The 15,072-nt window shown below is 72.0% G+C and carries 15 protein-coding genes; 13 read left to right on the forward strand and 2 right to left on the reverse strand.

Annotated features, from left to right (window positions below):
* Positions 1 to 94: 94 nt before the first annotated feature.
* Positions 95 to 967, reverse strand: coding sequence for an SDR family oxidoreductase (locus ACFXBC_RS03425; protein ID WP_385018167.1), 873 nt, complete (start codon positions 965 to 967; stop codon positions 95 to 97).
* 88 nt (positions 968 to 1,055) lie between these two features.
* Between ACFXBC_RS03425 and ACFXBC_RS03430 the strand changes: the two genes are divergently transcribed.
* Positions 1,056 to 1,811: a TetR/AcrR family transcriptional regulator gene (locus ACFXBC_RS03430; RefSeq protein WP_385018168.1), complete on the forward strand. Its 756-nt coding sequence runs from the start codon at positions 1,056 to 1,058 to the stop codon at positions 1,809 to 1,811.
* Positions 1,812 to 2,021: 210 nt separating this feature from the next.
* On the forward strand, positions 2,022 to 2,927 hold the full coding sequence (locus tag ACFXBC_RS03435; protein WP_385018170.1) for a hypothetical protein: 906 nt from the start codon (positions 2,022 to 2,024) through the stop codon (positions 2,925 to 2,927).
* 102 nt (positions 2,928 to 3,029) lie between these two features.
* On the opposite strand, the gene ACFXBC_RS03440 is transcribed toward ACFXBC_RS03435, so the two are convergent.
* Entirely contained in the window at positions 3,030 to 3,896 is an 867-nt protein-coding gene (locus tag ACFXBC_RS03440; protein WP_385018172.1) for a DUF899 family protein, read from the reverse strand.
* Positions 3,897 to 4,250: 354 nt separating this feature from the next.
* On the opposite strand from ACFXBC_RS03440, the gene ACFXBC_RS03445 reads away from it, so the two are divergent.
* From ACFXBC_RS03445 to ACFXBC_RS03495, 11 genes are all read left to right on the forward strand, one after another.
* Complete coding sequence (locus ACFXBC_RS03445) at positions 4,251 to 5,378, forward strand: zinc-binding dehydrogenase (protein WP_385018174.1); 1,128 nt, start codon at positions 4,251 to 4,253, stop codon at positions 5,376 to 5,378.
* Entirely contained in the window at positions 5,375 to 6,319 is a 945-nt protein-coding gene (locus tag ACFXBC_RS03450) for an ROK family protein (RefSeq protein ID WP_385018176.1), read from the forward strand. Before ACFXBC_RS03445 ends, ACFXBC_RS03450 begins: the two co-directional genes overlap by 4 nt.
* Positions 6,312 to 7,352, forward strand: coding sequence for a phosphotransferase family protein (locus ACFXBC_RS03455; protein WP_385018178.1), 1,041 nt, complete (start codon positions 6,312 to 6,314; stop codon positions 7,350 to 7,352). Before ACFXBC_RS03450 ends, ACFXBC_RS03455 begins: the two co-directional genes overlap by 8 nt.
* Positions 7,353 to 7,584: 232 nt before the next feature.
* Positions 7,585 to 8,112, forward strand: a complete 528-nt coding sequence (locus ACFXBC_RS03460; RefSeq protein WP_385018180.1) for a hypothetical protein — start codon at positions 7,585 to 7,587, stop codon at positions 8,110 to 8,112.
* 102 nt (positions 8,113 to 8,214) lie between these two features.
* The gene (locus ACFXBC_RS03465) at positions 8,215 to 9,573 is read left to right on the forward strand and encodes an aspartate aminotransferase family protein (RefSeq protein WP_385018182.1); all 1,359 of its coding nucleotides are present in this window, start codon (positions 8,215 to 8,217) and stop codon (positions 9,571 to 9,573) included.
* A gap of 136 nt (positions 9,574 to 9,709) precedes the next feature.
* The gene (locus ACFXBC_RS03470) at positions 9,710 to 10,642 is read left to right on the forward strand and encodes a diiron oxygenase (protein WP_385018184.1); all 933 of its coding nucleotides are present in this window, start codon (positions 9,710 to 9,712) and stop codon (positions 10,640 to 10,642) included.
* The gene (locus ACFXBC_RS03475) at positions 10,629 to 11,567 is read left to right on the forward strand and encodes a hypothetical protein (RefSeq protein ID WP_385018186.1); all 939 of its coding nucleotides are present in this window, start codon (positions 10,629 to 10,631) and stop codon (positions 11,565 to 11,567) included. The genes ACFXBC_RS03470 and ACFXBC_RS03475 overlap by 14 nt, the downstream gene beginning before the upstream one ends.
* Positions 11,564 to 12,616, forward strand: coding sequence for an NAD(P)H-dependent flavin oxidoreductase (locus ACFXBC_RS03480; protein ID WP_385018188.1), 1,053 nt, complete (start codon positions 11,564 to 11,566; stop codon positions 12,614 to 12,616). The genes ACFXBC_RS03475 and ACFXBC_RS03480 overlap by 4 nt, the downstream gene beginning before the upstream one ends.
* A gap of 8 nt (positions 12,617 to 12,624) precedes the next feature.
* Positions 12,625 to 12,858, forward strand: coding sequence for an acyl carrier protein (locus tag ACFXBC_RS03485; RefSeq protein WP_385018190.1), 234 nt, complete (start codon positions 12,625 to 12,627; stop codon positions 12,856 to 12,858).
* A 7-nt stretch (positions 12,859 to 12,865) separates the two neighbouring features.
* Positions 12,866 to 13,423, forward strand: coding sequence for an MOSC domain-containing protein (locus ACFXBC_RS03490; protein ID WP_385018192.1), 558 nt, complete (start codon positions 12,866 to 12,868; stop codon positions 13,421 to 13,423).
* Between the two features lie 226 nt (positions 13,424 to 13,649).
* On the forward strand, positions 13,650 to 15,023 hold the full coding sequence (locus ACFXBC_RS03495; RefSeq protein ID WP_385018194.1) for a hypothetical protein: 1,374 nt from the start codon (positions 13,650 to 13,652) through the stop codon (positions 15,021 to 15,023).
* Positions 15,024 to 15,072 lie beyond the last annotated feature (49 nt).

Below are 15,072 nucleotides of genomic sequence, written 5' to 3' on the forward strand. Positions count from 1 at the left end.
GGCGGGGGGGGCCGCGCGCGGGCGGGGGCCCCCCCGGGCCGGCGCCCGCGGGGCCCCCCCCCCCCGCGCGCGCCCCCCCCCCCCCCACGGCCGGTCAGCCCATGGCGCCGGGCGTCAGCTCTTCGCGCAGGAACGTGCGCAGGCCGAGGGGCTCGCGGCCGAGCAGGGTGGCCAGCGTCGGGTCGACCGCGGTGAATTCGCCCGCGCGGCTCGCCTCGAAGATGCCCAGCAGCTGCTGCGCCGACTCCGCGGGAACGCCATGGCCCACCAGCTGCTCACGGTACTGGCCGTCGGGGACGGTGGTCCTGGTGACGGCGCGGCCCGTGACCTCGGTGGCGAGGCGTGCGATGTCGGTGAAGGTCAGCGCCTGCCCGCCGGTGAGCGGCGGCGTCGGCCCCTCGAAACGGCCCTCGTCGGCCAGGATGACGGCGGTGGCCTCGGCGAGGTCGGCATGCGCGGTCCAGGTGACGGGACCGTCGACGGGGAGCGCGACCTCGCCTGACTCCAGTCCGGGGCCCGCCAGTTGGAGTGCGCTGGCGGCGTAGAAGCCGTTGCGCAGCGAGGTGAAGGGCACACCGGACGCGCGCAGGGCGTCCTCGGTTGCGGCATGGTCGCGGCAGGCCTGGAAGTGCGATGAGGCGCCCGCGCCCATCTGGCTGGTGTAGAGGATGCGGCGGGCGCCCGCGGCGACGGCTCCCTCGATCGCGGCGCGGTGGTCCCGTACGGTCTCCTCGCCCATCTTGTCGACGGACACGATCAGCACCTGGGTGGCGCCCTCGAAGGCGTGGGCGAGTCCGGCCACGTCAGCGAAGTCGCCGCGCCGCACCCGTACGCCCCGGTCGGCCAGCGCCTGGGCCTTCCGCGGGTCGCGGACGCTCACGCCGACCTGGCCGGCCGGTACCCGCGTCAGCAGCCTCTCGACGATCCGGCGTCCGAGCTTTCCGGTGGCCCCGGTAACGATGATCATGGTTCTCCCCAACAGTGGTTCCAATGGAATCATTTTAAGCGTATCACTGGTAGCATCGGTGGAACGGCGTGAGCGGTATCGTTGATACATGTCACCACGCCCCTCCGTCAGGGACGGCGAGAACGCCGTCGAGTCCGACACCACGGCCGCAGACCGGGGAGAGCCCCGGCAGCGGGTCATCGAGGCAGCGGCCGATCTGCTGGCACGCGAGGGCCGCGACGCGGTCACCACCCGTGCGGTCGCCGTCGCCGCAGGGCTGCAACCCCCGGCCATCTACCGGCTGTTCGGCGACAAGGCAGGGCTGCTCGACGCGGTGTCGGAGTACGGCTTCGCCTCGTTCCTCGCGGCCAAGCAGGCCAGGCATACCGAGCCCGAAGCGCAGGACGCCGTCGAGAGCCTGCGGGCCGGGTGGGATCTCGCGGTCGAGTTCGGCCTGGCCAACCCGGCCCTCTTCACCCTGATGTACAGCGAGCCCACCAGGGCCACGTCGGCCGCCTTCCAGGCCGGGCTGAAGATCCTGATGGGCCGGGTCCGGCGGCTCGCCGCCGACGGCTGGCTCCGCGTCGACGAGGAGCTCGCGGCCGCGGTCATCCACGCCACGGCGCGCGGCGCGGTGCTCACCTGGCTGTCACTGCCCGAGGACCGGCGCGACCCGGCGCTGCTGACCACACTGCGGGAGTCCATGGTCACCGCCGTGACCAACGAGGAGCCGGCCGTACGGACCGCGGGCCCGGCGGGCGCCGCCCGCGCTCTGCGGGCCGCGCTCCCCGACCGGACCGCGCTCAGCGGCGCGGAGCAGCGTCTGCTGAAGGAATGGCTGGCCCGCCTCGCGGCCGACGGCTGAGCAGATCGGTGACGGGGGCGAGGGACTGCCGGAGCCCGGCCACCGGGACGAGGCGCCCCCGCACATTCCCGCCGTCCCGCCGGACGCTACGGTCCGTCCGGGCCCTGGGCTTCGCCCGCCATGATCAATACCCTGACGCCGGACGCGTGACCTCGCGTCCGGCGGAGAGAAGGGCGAGCGACCCCAGTGAAACAACCGATGTTGCAGCGTATGGCCTGGCTCGGCGCGGCGACCGCACTGCTGACGGCCCTCGGCGCCGGCCCGGCCGGAGCGGCCGACGGATGGCAGAAGGTGGGCGGCGACATCCTCAGCGGTGTCAGCGGTGTCGCATCCGAGGGCGGCGCCTCCCACGGAGCCGGGCTGCGTGCGCTGGTCGTGCACGACAACAAGGAGCCCGGTCAGCGGCGGCTGTCCCGTATCACCCGGCAGAACGGCCACGACCGCGTCTCCCCGATCGCCTGGGACGGAGCGGAACCCGTCGACCTGGAGGCCATCGAGGCCATACCCCACAAGCCCTCGGAGTACCTGGCGCTCGCCAGCCGGGGCATCGTCTACCACATCGAGGTCACCGGTTCCGCGGCGAAGGTCCTCGACTACGCGCCGCTCCCGGCCATCGGACCGGGCGACAACTTCGAGAGCATCGCCCTCGTATCCCGGAACAAGCATCTCGCCGCCCTGTGGGCAGACCGGGGAGAGGGCGGCGACCGGCCCGCCACGCTGTACGCGGCGCCGCTCACCTTCGACCAGTGGGGGCAGCCGCAGTTCGGCAGCGTGACCCACCGCGCCTACCGCGCCACATACCCGGCGGGCAAGGCGACGCGGCACATCTCCGACATCTCGGTGGCCGACTCCGGCCGCCTCATCGTCAGTTCGGCGGCGGACGCGGGCGACGACGGCCCCTTCGACTCCGCGGTGAGCGACGCGGGCCGGGTCACCCTGACGTCCGGCGGCCGGGTACGGGTCGCGCTCGCGGCATCCCCCACCGTCCTCGGTACGTTCCCCGGGCACAAGATCGAGGGAGTGGAGTGCCGGCACGGATCCACCAGTGCCCTGCTCGGCACCGACGACGAGAACCTCGGCGGATATCTGCGCACCGCGCCCCTCTGCAAGGACTGACACCGGCCGCCCCCGGCCAGGCCGGGCAGCCCGGCCGACACGGAGGGAGTGCCGCAGCCGGGCCGGCCGGTCGCCGCCCCGTACACCGGCGGATACACCGTGTCAGTGGTGGTGCCCCTGCCGTCCCAGGGTCTCCACCGGGGTCGCGCCGGGGCGGGTCCACTGCGGCACAGGCCGGCTGGTCGGGCCCCAGGTGGGGGCGGCCTCGGCGTCCGAGCGCCAGTACCAGCAGGCCGGACGGCCCCCGGCCGGATGCCCCTCGCCCCCGTCGCCGGTCACGAGCCGCCCCTCGGGGCTGTCCTCCCACTCCTCACAGCGGCCGTACGGCGTCATGTCGAGCAGGGCGAAGGACGGGGCAGCCGCCTCATTGCCGCGGCCCGTCGTGGAGTACGTGAGGAACGTCCGGTCGCCGTCGCGCAGGAAACAGGTGAGGTTCCCCATCTCCCCGCCGACCGGCGCCTCCACACCCCGTACCGAGTACCAGGGCTGGGTGTACCCCATGAACTCGGTGTAGGGGGCCACCTCCTCCCACGGGCCCGTGGTCAGGACGGCGAACGAGACGCCCCGGGCGTTGAGGTAGACGGCGTCCCTCAGGTGCCAGGCCACCATGGTGCAGCCCTCGCACTGCCCCTGGTGCGGCGCGCCGTCCCACCACATGTGCTGGTAGACCATGAGTTCGTCGCGCCCCTGGAACAGATCGAGGAACGGCACCGGCCCGTCGGCGCCGGTGACCTCGACCGTGCCGTCGAACTCGACCATCGGAAGCCGCCGCCGGGCAGCGGCGATCGCGTCCCCCTCATGGGTGTGGGCCTTCTCGCGGGCCAGCAGTTCGTCACGCGCGGCCTGCCAGGTGGCCAGGCCGACGACCGGCGGCTTGCCGGGAAGGCCGTCGCTGGTGTTGGTGTTGGTGTTGGTGTTGGTGTTGGTGTTGGTGTTGGTGTTGGTGTTGGTGTTGCCGGACGTGGTCATGGTGTCCTCCGTGGTCTCCTGTGCAGGCGATGCCGTACGGCCCGCTGGGGTGTTCCTCCTGCAGACTTCACATCCGGCCGTAACTCATCGCAGGGCGCGCCGCCGACCGGACCTGACCGCCTCCGACCGGTTCTCCCCGGCTCCGACCGGGCCGGGCGTTCTTCGGGCAGGACGGCCCGCCTTCGGGCAGGCCCGGTCCGCCGCAGCCGGACCCGGCGTACGGGACCGTCACGGATCCCGCCCGTCCCCGTGGGATCGGGCCGCCCCAGCAGCCGCGAATTGGCTCAGAGGCGCCGTGTCCGCCCGTGTCCGGTTGCGTTAGCGTCGCCTTCCCAACGCCGATGGGGAGGTCACATGCGTGCTCTCGTCTATGTGGGTCCAGGCTCGGCCGAACTGCAGGACCGGCCCGCAGCACGGGTCGTGAACAGTGATGACGTCGTGGTGGAGATCGTTGGTACGGGAATCTGCGGAACCGACCGCAAGATTCTGCTCGGCCGGTTTCCGGCACGGCCGGGCGTGGTACTCGGACACGAGTCGGTGGGTGTGGTGCGGGAGACCGGCCCGCAGGTGCGCGCGGTCGGGGCCGGGGACCGGGTGGTGGTCAACCCGACGCTGTACTGCGGCTGGTGCGTCCCGTGCCGGCGGGGCGCGACCAACTTCTGCCGCCACAAGGCCGGGACCGAGGTCGGCGTCGACCGGGACGGCACCTACGCGGAGACCGTGGTTCTGCCGGAACGTTTCGTCGAACGGCTTCCCGCCGGGCTGCCCTTCCACAGCGCGGTCCTGATCGAGCCGCTCGCCTGCACCCTCAACAACGTCGAGGCGGCGTCCGTCACCTTCGACGACACGGTCGTGGTGCTCGGCGCGGGCCCCATCGGCATGCTGACCGCGCTGGTCGCCTCCCGCCAGGCGCGCCGGGTCGTCGTCGCCGAACCGGACGGCTACCGCCTGGAGCAGGCCCGTGAACGGTTCCCGCACGTCGTGGACGTGGCCGGAACGGACCCGGCCGAAGCCGTCGTGAAAGCGGCGGCCGGTGAGCGTCCCTCCGTCGTCTTCGAGACCACGGGCACCGGCCTCGACGCGGCGTTGCGGCTGATCGACGACGGCGGCCGGGTGGTGGTGATGGGCTTCGACGACACCTACACCGTGCCGCTGCGCCCGCTCCAGCTCACCAACCGGGGCATCCGGCTGATCGGCGCCGGGGACTTCCGGGCCGACACCTTCCCGGTCGCCGTGGACCTGGCGGCCGAACTCGACACCCCGCGGCGTCCGGGGAGCGGCGCCGGACCGGTCCTGGGGCAGCTGGTGACGCACGAGTTCCCGCTCGAACGGTATGCGGAGGCGTTCACCACGCTCGGCGGCCTCACCCTGGACGACGGGGACGGCAGCACCGTACGGCCACCGCGCTACGACGCACTCAAGGTCGTCATCCGCTCGCACTCCGGCCCGGTCGGCGACGACGGCTGGCCGGTGGGCGCGTGAGGGCCCCGAGGTACGGCTCGGTCGAATCGGGCGGGACCAAGTTCGTCTGTCTGGTCGGCTCGGCCCCCGACCGGATCGAGGCCGAGATCAGGTTCCCGACCGGCCCGCCGGGCCCCACCCTGAACCGGGCCGTCGACTTCTTCCGCGAGAAGGCCGCGGAGACCGGACAGCTGGATGCGATCGGCATCGCCTCCTTCGGCCCTCTCGAACTGCGCCCAGGACATGACCGGTTCGGCCATCTCGCCGCCACCCCCAAACCCGGCTGGTCGGGTGTGGACGTCGCCGGCCCGTTCGCTGCCGCGCTCGGAGTACCGGTGGGCATCAACACCGACGTCAACGGTGCGGCACTCGGCGAGGGCCGCTGGGGCGCCGCGCGCGGGCTGGACACCTACGTCTATCTCACCGTGGGCACCGGGATCGGCGGCGGTGCGGTGATCAACGGCGACGTGGTCAGCGGCCTGGTCCATACCGAGATGGGCCATCTCGCGGTGCGCCGGATCGCGGGTGACGACTTTCCCGGCTCCTGCCCCTTCCACGGCGACTGCTGGGAGGGGCTGGCGGGCGGCGAGGCTATGGGTGCCCGCTGGGGCGCCCCCGCCGAGGAACTGACCGGGCAGGCGCTGGCCGAGGCGCTGCGGCTGGAGGCGGGGTATCTGGCCGCGGGGGTGCGCAACATCGTCTACACGGCCGCGCCCCAGCGCATCGTGATCGGTGGCGGTGTCGCGGAACTCCCGGGGCTCTTCCCGCTGCTCCGCGCCGAACTGACGGCGGCTCTGGCCGGGTACCCCGGGCTGCCGGAGCATGCGGCCGATGACTTCGTGGTCCCGGCACGGCTCGGCAGGCTCGCCGGGCCGGCGGGCGGGCTGGCCCTGGCGGCCGGGGCTGCCGCCGCCGTACAACCGCGGGCCGGCACTGACCCATTGGAGGGAACGCGTGCATGAGGCGGTCCTCGCGCCGGGCAGGCTGACCGGTGTGACCCGCCCGCAACCGAGGGAACGTCTGGACCCGGCGACCCGTGCCTGGCTGACCTGGCGCGCCCTCCCGGGGGCCCGGCTGCACAAGGTGGATCCGCTGCCCGGCGGCTTCACCAACGACATGGCCGTGCTCACCGTCCGGCGTCCGGCCGCGGCGGACGGTGAGCGCTATGTGCTGCGCCGCCACCGGCCCGGCGGCAGCCGCTTCCCGCGCAACACCTGTGCGGTGGAGATCGCCGTACTGGACCGGGCGGCGGCCGGGGCGGTGCCGGTGACCACGGTGATCGCGGCCGATCCGCAGGGTCGCATCACCGGGCGCCCCACTCTGATCTACCGGTTCGTGGAGGGGTCCCCTCTCAGCCAGGTGCTGGCGGACGGCCCGCCCGACGGTGAAGCGCGGGGCCTGGGCCGGGCCGTGGGCGGGGTGCTGGCGCGAATCGGCCGGGTCGGGCTGGACCGCCCCGGCGTCTTCGGCGACACGTCGCTGGTACCGGCTCCGGACGGCGCGGCCCCGCTGGGCGACCTGGCCTCATTCGTCGACCGCTGTCTGGACACGGCGACCGGGGACGGACCGCTGAGCCCGGCGGACTCGGCCGTACTGCGCGCTCTGGCCCGCCGCGGGCCCCGGGCGCTCAGCGCCGTGGCCGGGGAACGGAGCCTGGTACACGGCGACTTCAACCCGAAGAACCTGCTGGTGCGACGGCACGCCGGGCAGTGGGCGGTGGCCGCCGTACTCGACTGGGAGCTCGCCTTCAGCGGCTCACCGCTCTTCGACGTGGGGAACATGCTGCGATTCGCCCACGAGTACCCACCCGCCTTCACCACGGGCTTCGTCGAGGGCTTCCGGGACGGCAACGGCCGGCTGCCCGCCCACTGGCTGCGGCACTGCCGGACCCTGGACCTCTTCGCGCTCGCCGACATCCTCACCTCCCCGACCGACCCGCCCTACTTCGCCCGCGCACACGCCGCACTCCACCGCTCCGCCACCGACTGGCACTGAGGGGTACCGGCGTTGGCCCCGCCCGTCACAGGTGCCCCCGCTCCCCCAGCCGGCCCGCGCACCACTCCATTCCCGCATATGATCTACCGTCCCGCACCCCGCTGAATTCCTGTCTCCAAATGACAATGGAATGGCCGAGAGGTGACCGGACGACGTTCTTCTCAGTGCGAATAATTACGGTTACGCTGCCTGGACCGAAGCGAAAGATCCTTGACCGAAGGAGAATTCCGCCATGGAGAACGGAAGTCCGGAAGATGTCCTGAAGACGCTCACGCCAACCGTTCGCTGCAACGGAACACCGCCGACGCCCGCCCTGCGCGAAGGTCCGTACTACAAGCCCGACACCCCCCTCAAGAACAGCTTCCGGGGCGACGAGGACGGTGGCGCACCGATGGTGCTGCACGGCGCCGTGCGCACCCCCGACGGCAAGCCGATCGGCGGTACTCTGCTGGACTTCTGGCAGGTGGGGGACGCCGGAGTCTACGACGACGACGGATTTCGGCTGCGCGGCCATCAGTTCGCGGACGCCGATGGGCGGTGGCGGCTCGAAACGGTACTGCCCGCCATGTACCCGGGCCGTACGCGGCATGTGCATGTGAAGGTGCAGCCCCCCGGCGGATCCGTACTGACCACGATGCTTTATTTCCCCGGCGAACGCCGAAACCACCTCGACAAGTATTTCAGGCCAGAATGCCTGATGGACGTACGGCAGACGTCCGAGGGCTGGGACGCGGCGTTCACCTTTGTCCTTGACCTATGAACTCCCGTTCTCACAGAACTGCGGTGAATTTTTCTTCCGCAGCCCGGAAGCAGTGATATTCGCCGTCCGCCGTGTCTGCGGACGGAAGTCGACAGGAGTCATATGGCCGACCTCATGCGCGCCCAGCACGGTGCCCGGAGTGACGCACGGAGCGATGCGCGGGGGGATTCCCGCGGCGACGTCCGCGACGACGCCCTGAGCTACGCGCAGAACCATCTGTACTACCCGGTCAGCGCGTACGAGATGGACCACGGCGAGGGCGTCCACCTGTACGACACCGACGGCAACGAGTACCTCGACTGCGCCTCCGGCACCTTCAACCTGAGCCTCGGCTACGGGCACCCCGAAGTGGTCAAGGCCATGCGTGACCAGGCCGAGCGACTGGTGCACACCACCTCGACCTTCCAGACCGCCCCCGTCAACGAACTGGTCAGGCGGCTGGTCGACGTCACCCCGCCGAACCTGACCAAGGTGCACCTCAAGGTGTCGGGCGGCTCCACCGCGAACGAGGGCGCCGTCAAGATGGCCCAACTGGCCACCGGCCGACGCGATGTCATCACCCTGTTCCGCAGTCACCACGGCCAGACCATGATGACGACCACGATGTCGGGCGAGTCGTTCCGCAAGGCACCCTTCCCCCACCTCATGCCCGGTGTGCTCCACGTCCCGGACCCGTACTGCCTGCGCTGTTTCTACCGTCAGGCGGGCCCCGACAGCTGCGGGATGCTCTGTGTCGAACGCATCAACGACTTCATCGACCAGGCCAGTTCGGGCAGTGTGGCCTGTGTGGTCGTCGAACCGGTCTCCGGCAGCGGCGGCAACATCGTGCCTCCCGACGGCTATTTGGCGGCGCTGCGCGCCCTGTGCGACGAACGGGGCATCGTCCTCGTCTTCGACGAGATACAGACCGGCATCGGCCGTGTCGGCCGGATGTTCGCCGCCGAGCACTACGGGGTCAGGCCCGACATCCTGACCACCGCCAAGGGCCTCGGCGGCTCCGGGGCGCAGATCGCGGCCATCGTCGCCGACGAGCGGATGTCCGGGCTCAGCAGCGACCACCACTCCTTCACCTACGGCGGCAACGTCCTCGCCGCCGCCGCTGCGGCCACCACACTCGACGTGATCGGCCGCCCCGGCTTCCTGGAGAACGTACGGGAGGTCGGCGCCCACATCATGGAACGGCTGCGCGCGCTGGCCGCCCGCCGCCCCGGCATCGTGGATGTGCGCGGTCTCGGCCTGATGATCGGGATCGAGATCGGCGACGACCAGGGCCGGCCGCACAGCGAACGGGCCCAGGCTCTCGCGCGGCGCGGCATGGACCACGGCCTGATCCTGCGTACCTCCCGCTACGGCCGGGGCAATGTGATCAAGATCCGCCCGCCGCTGATCATCACCCGTGCCGAGGCCGATCTGCTCTGCGACCGGCTCGAAGACCTCTTCGCCGCCGAGGCCGCCGCATGACCCGCCCCGAGCACGGCGGGCACCCGGGCGCCGTCGCCGTACGACAGTCCCGCGCGGCGGCAGCCACCCCCGGAGCAACCACCCCCGGACTCGGCCGAGCCCCGCTGCCGGCCATTCGATGGGAGGAGTAGCACCCATGCGTCCCCCGAACACCCAGCAAGCACCCGCACCCGCACCCGCACCCGCACCCGCACCCGCGACAACGGACGAGACCGAGTTCCGGGCCCTCCTCGACCGGCTCTCCGACAAGGCGACTTCGGACTACTACAACCCGTTCACCACCTTCGACTGGCCGTCGGAGATACCCGCCGACGGGCTCTGGATGTCCCCCGAACTCCTCTCCTGCCACGGCACGGAGCAGATGGAGCGGCTGAGCCCGGCCCAGGTCCAGGCCCTGAGCCGGTGGGAGAGCGTCAACTTCTACAGCCTCAACGTGCACGGCATCCGCGAACTGCTCATCGAGGTCACCCGCCGCGTCCACATGCCGGGCTTCGAGCTCCCCTCCGAGTTCTTCCACCACTTCATCGGTGAGGAGAACGACCACATGTGGTTCTTCGCGACCTTCTGTCTCAAGTACGCCGGCAAGATCTACCCCGACAAGTCGGTCAAGCTGCCCGAGGCCCCGCGCGATCCGGACATCGAGAACTTCCTGGTCTTCGCCCGGATCCTGGTCTTCGAGCAGATCGTGGACCACTACAACGTCCAACTGGCCGCCGACCAGCGCCTGCACCCGACGATCCGGCACATCAACCGTCTGCACCACCAGGACGAATCCCGCCACATCGCGTTCGGCTGCCGCCTGGTGCAGCTGCTGTGGGAACGGCTCCTGCGGAACGGCCTGGACGAGGCGGCCCGGCAGGAACTGGGCGACTATCTCGGACGCTACCTCACCACCAGTGTCGAGTCCTTCTACAACCCTTCCGTCTACCGCGACGCGGGACTTCAGGACGGCTTCGCGCTGCGCCGGCGGCTGCTCGCCCATCCCGCCAGGCAGGCCGCCCACGCCAAGGTCCTGCACAAGACCAACGGCTTCCTCAACCGGATCGGGGTGCCCGATGCGCGTCACTGACCCCGCGGCCGGCCCCGCGGCCGCCGGAGAGACCGCGGCCGCCTGGTCGGTCCGGGACGGACTGGCCACCCTCGACGAACCCGCGGTGCTGCTGAAAGACGCACTCGACGCGGTGTTCACCCGCTGGGGCACCGAGGCAGGGGCCCGGCAGCAGAGCTACCCACCGCTGTTACGGGCCGGGGAGCTGGGGACCCTCGACTACTTCCGCAACTTCCCGCACCTGGGCAGCCCGGTCAGCCGCATCCGCCCCGACCGGCTGGCCGCCCACGCAGCGGCCCCCGACGGAGCCACCGCGCTGCCCGGCGCCACGCACATCCCGGGGGACGGCCTCGCCGACGCCCCCCACATCCCGGCGGCCGACCTGGCCGACGCCACCCATCTGCTGCCGTCGGCGGCCTGCTACGGCTGCTTCCTGCACCTCACCGGCACCAGCGCGGACGCCCCCGTCCTGATCACCACCGTCGCGCAGTGCTACCGCAACGAGGACCACCACGACGGACTGCGCCGGCTCTGGGGGTTCACCATGCGGGAGATCGTGTGCGCCGGCTCCGCCGAAGACGTACGGGCCCACCTCGCCCTGCACCATGAGCGGATCGCCGCCTTCGGCGCGGCCCTCGGTCTCACCCTGGACCGGCAGCCCGCCACCGACCCGTTCTTCGAGAAGGACGGCTCCCGTACCGTCATGCAGTTGCTCGCCCCCGTGAAACACGAGTATCTGCACACCGACGGCACCGCCATCGCCTCCACCAACAACCACCGCAACTTCTTCGGTGAGCGCCGTGACATCCGCCATGCGGGCCGCCCGGCCTTCACCGGCTGCGTCGCCTTCGGCCTGGAACGGTGGGTGCACGCCCTGGGCGGCCTCTTCGACGGGGACCTGGCCGCCGCGCACAGCGCGGTCCTGCGGGCAGGGGAACGCTCGTGACCAGGCTGGCGGCCCGGCTCGGCCTCGTACTGCCGCTGCTGCAGGCCGGGATGGGCGCCGTCGCCGGGCCCGCGCTGTGCGCGGCGGTGTCCCGGGCCGGAGCTGGCGGCACCCTCGCGCTGTACAGGGAACCGCCCGCGCGGGCCGCCCGGCTGGTCCGTGAGGTGACGGCTGCCACCGGCCGCCCGTTCGGGGTGAACGTGGTCCCCGAGGTCACCGGCCCGGCCGGCTGTCTTGAGCAGCTCCGGGCCGTGCTGCCCGAACTGCCCCGGGACGCGTTCGTCACCTCCTTCGGGCTGCCCGACGCCGACGCGGCCGGGGCGGTCCTGGCCGCCGGGCATCCGCTGGTGGTCCAGGTCGGCACCCTCGCGGACGCGGGCACCGCCCTCGGGCTGGGTGCGGACGTGCTGGTCCTCCAGGGCTCCGAAGCCGGCGGCCATCTGCTCGGCCGGCTCTCCGTGGATCTGCTGCTGGCCGCCGTCCGGGCCCGGTATCCGCAGGCGGTACTGGCCGTCGCGGGCGGCATCGCCACCGGACGCGACCTCGCGGAAGCCGTGGCCCGAGGCGCGGACGGGGCCATGGCCGGAACCCTCTTCGTACCGGCCGCCGAGTCCACCGCACACCCGGAGTTCAAACGGCGGGTGACCGAGGCCGGGGCCGACGACACCATCATCACGACCCTGTTCGACATCGGCTGGCCGCACCGCCCGCACCGCGTGCTGCGCAATCCGCTCACCGCCACCCCCGGACGCGCCCCGGCCTCCTTCATCGCCACCACCCGGGTGGAGGGACGGGACCACCCGGTACCGCGCTACAGCGCGGCGGCTCCGGGCGCCGGCACCACGGGTCTCATCGGGGAGATGGCCATGTACTGCGGCCGGTCCTGCACCCGCGTCACCGCCCGGCATCCGGCCGCGGTCACCGTCGCCCGGATCGGTCAGGAGTACGAGAGCGCCCGCGGCCCCCAGCCCGTCTCCCCGCGCCCCACGAGCGCCACCACCGTGCGTACGAGCGGCTCCCGCCGGCCGGACCTGACCCAGGAGAGGTGATCCGACTCATGGACGACGACATCAAGCCGGTCGTGGACTGGCTGCGTGAACGCAACCCCACCGTCGAGGAGATACCGGAGGACCTCGACCTGATCGACAACCGGCTGATCGACTCGCTCGGCTTCATGGAGTTCATCCTGCTGCTCGAAGACCTGATCGGGCGGGAACTGCAGCTCGACCAGATCAACGTGGACCAGTTCCGCACGCTCCGTTCCCTCAGAGAGCACTTCCCGAAGGGGTGAACCAGCCATGGCGCAGAACCCGCCGCCGTCCGGACCCGGACATGTCACCTCCCTGCACCTCGCGGTGCACCCCGGCGAGCCCACCTTCCGTGTCGCGCAGGTCCGCGCGGTGACGGGCCGTGGTCTGGCCGGGGACCGCAACTACTGGGCGGGCGAGGGCCCCCGGCCCCGGCGCCGGGGCGCCGGCCGGGCGTCCGGGATCTGCGATGTCACCCTCATCGAGGCCGAGGCCCTCGACGCCCTGGCCCGCGAATGCGGCATCACGCTCACCCCCGCCGAATGCCGCCGCAACCTCGTCTGCCGCGACATCCGGCTCAACCCGCTGGTGGACGAGGAGTTCCAGGTCGGGACGGTGGTCCTGCGCGGTCTCAGACTCAGCGAGCCCTGCGCCCGCCTCGAACAACTGGTACGCCCCGGGCTGATCCACGGACTGCTGCACCGGGGCGGGCTGCGGGCCGAGGTGATCCGCGGCGGGACGATCGGGGTGGGCGACGAAATCGTGCCTCCGACGCACGGCGCGAAGCCGCTCCCGCAAAGTGATCCCGCCCCCGCCGCCCTTCCCTGAGGCCACGCGGACGGCCGCCCGGACATCCCGGGGCACGGCCCGCGCACCATTCGCCCGTTCACCGATTCGAGCACCCCGAGTACGCCCGAGTACGCCCGATCACCTCCGAGTACGCCCGTAGCCCCGTAACCCATCCGTAAGTACCCCTGCCCAAGGATCCGGAGGGCTGCCCTGCGCGCCGCGCGGGCGAGCCGTCCGGCCCTGGCCCTGCAGACAGGAAGACAGCATGGCGATCGAAGGCGCCGCCCCCGGGCGGGAAAGCGGCACAGCGCCGATGTTCGGCGGCGCGGACGCCCCATCGGCCGAGGCCGAGGAGCGTGCGGAAGGAGCGGCCAAGGAACTCGCCGCGTCCGGGGCGGCGGTGTCCGTCCGTCTGCTGGAGTCGGGCTTCGCCCTGCGCCTCGGCCAACAGGCCGCCGAACGCCTCGCGGACCCCGAAGGCACCGGGCCGGGAGACGGCATCCACGGTCTGGTGGCGGAGGTGCTCGCCGGATCCCTGCCCGCGGAGGTCGCGGTAGCCGTCGCCTCGGCGCTGACCGGCCGCGCCGAACGGATCCGGTCGGCCGCCGGGGGCGCGGGCTGCGATCTCCTCTCGCCGTGGTCCATGCCGACTCTGCTCTCCCCCAGGCCGCTTGACGCGCCGCCACACGGGACCGGCCTGTGGTTCAGCGTGTTCACGCCGGGCGCGGGCTGGGGAACCGAAGCGCCGTTCACGGCCCGCTACGCCTCCGAAACCCCTGCCCTGGCCGTCTTCCGCGATGATCTGTACTGCGTCTACCAGGGCCAGGGTGACAATCCCAACCTGTGGTGGACCGCGCACCGCTCGGACGGCAGCTGGTCCGACGACCGGCCGTTTCCCGCCCACCACACCCTGGGCAGCCCGGCGCTGGCCGTGTTCCGGGACCGGTTGTACTGCGCGCACCGCGGTGGCTCGGGTGACTGGAGCATCGCACTGACCTCCTGGGACGGCAGCACCTGGACGCCGGACCAGCCGGTGGCGGATGCTGGGAGCGTCTACGGTCCGGGGCTGGCCGTCTTCCGCGACACCCTCCACCTCGCGTACGCCGACGCCGCCCAGCGGATCATGGTCACCACCAGCCGGGACGGCCGCAGTTGGACACCTCCCGAGCCCGTCCCCGGCTGCGCCACCACGAGGTCACCGGCACTGGCCGTGTACGGCGACGCCCTCCACCTGCTGTACAGCAACCCCAAGGACGGGGCCGTCCACTGGAGCCGGCTGCGCGGTACGGGCTGGGCCTTCGAGGGCGCGCTGCCGGGACAGCGTACGCGGAGCAACATCGGCCTCGCGGTCTTCGACGACAGGCTGATGTGCGTCCACCGCGACCCCGCGCGCCAGCAGTTGTGGTGGTCCGCCTTCGACGGTGCCGAGTGGAGCACGGACACCGGGATGCGGGGGCACAACAGCAAGTACGGTCCTGCGCTGGCGGTGCACCGGGACCCGGCCGGCACCCGCGATCAGCTCCTCTGCGTCCACCGGGGCCACGCCCAGCGCTTCGTCACCGCGGCAGGGGACGTACTGACCGACGAGAACCCGGCGGGGCTGCACGAACTCGACGACCCGGAGTCCGCAGCCGGCTGAGACCGGCCTCACGACAGCCGGAGGGGCACGGCGGCAGCGCCGCCCGTAC

The organism is Streptomyces sp. NPDC059398, from assembly GCF_042751845.1.
Lineage (GTDB): Bacteria > Actinomycetota > Actinomycetes > Streptomycetales > Streptomycetaceae > Streptomyces.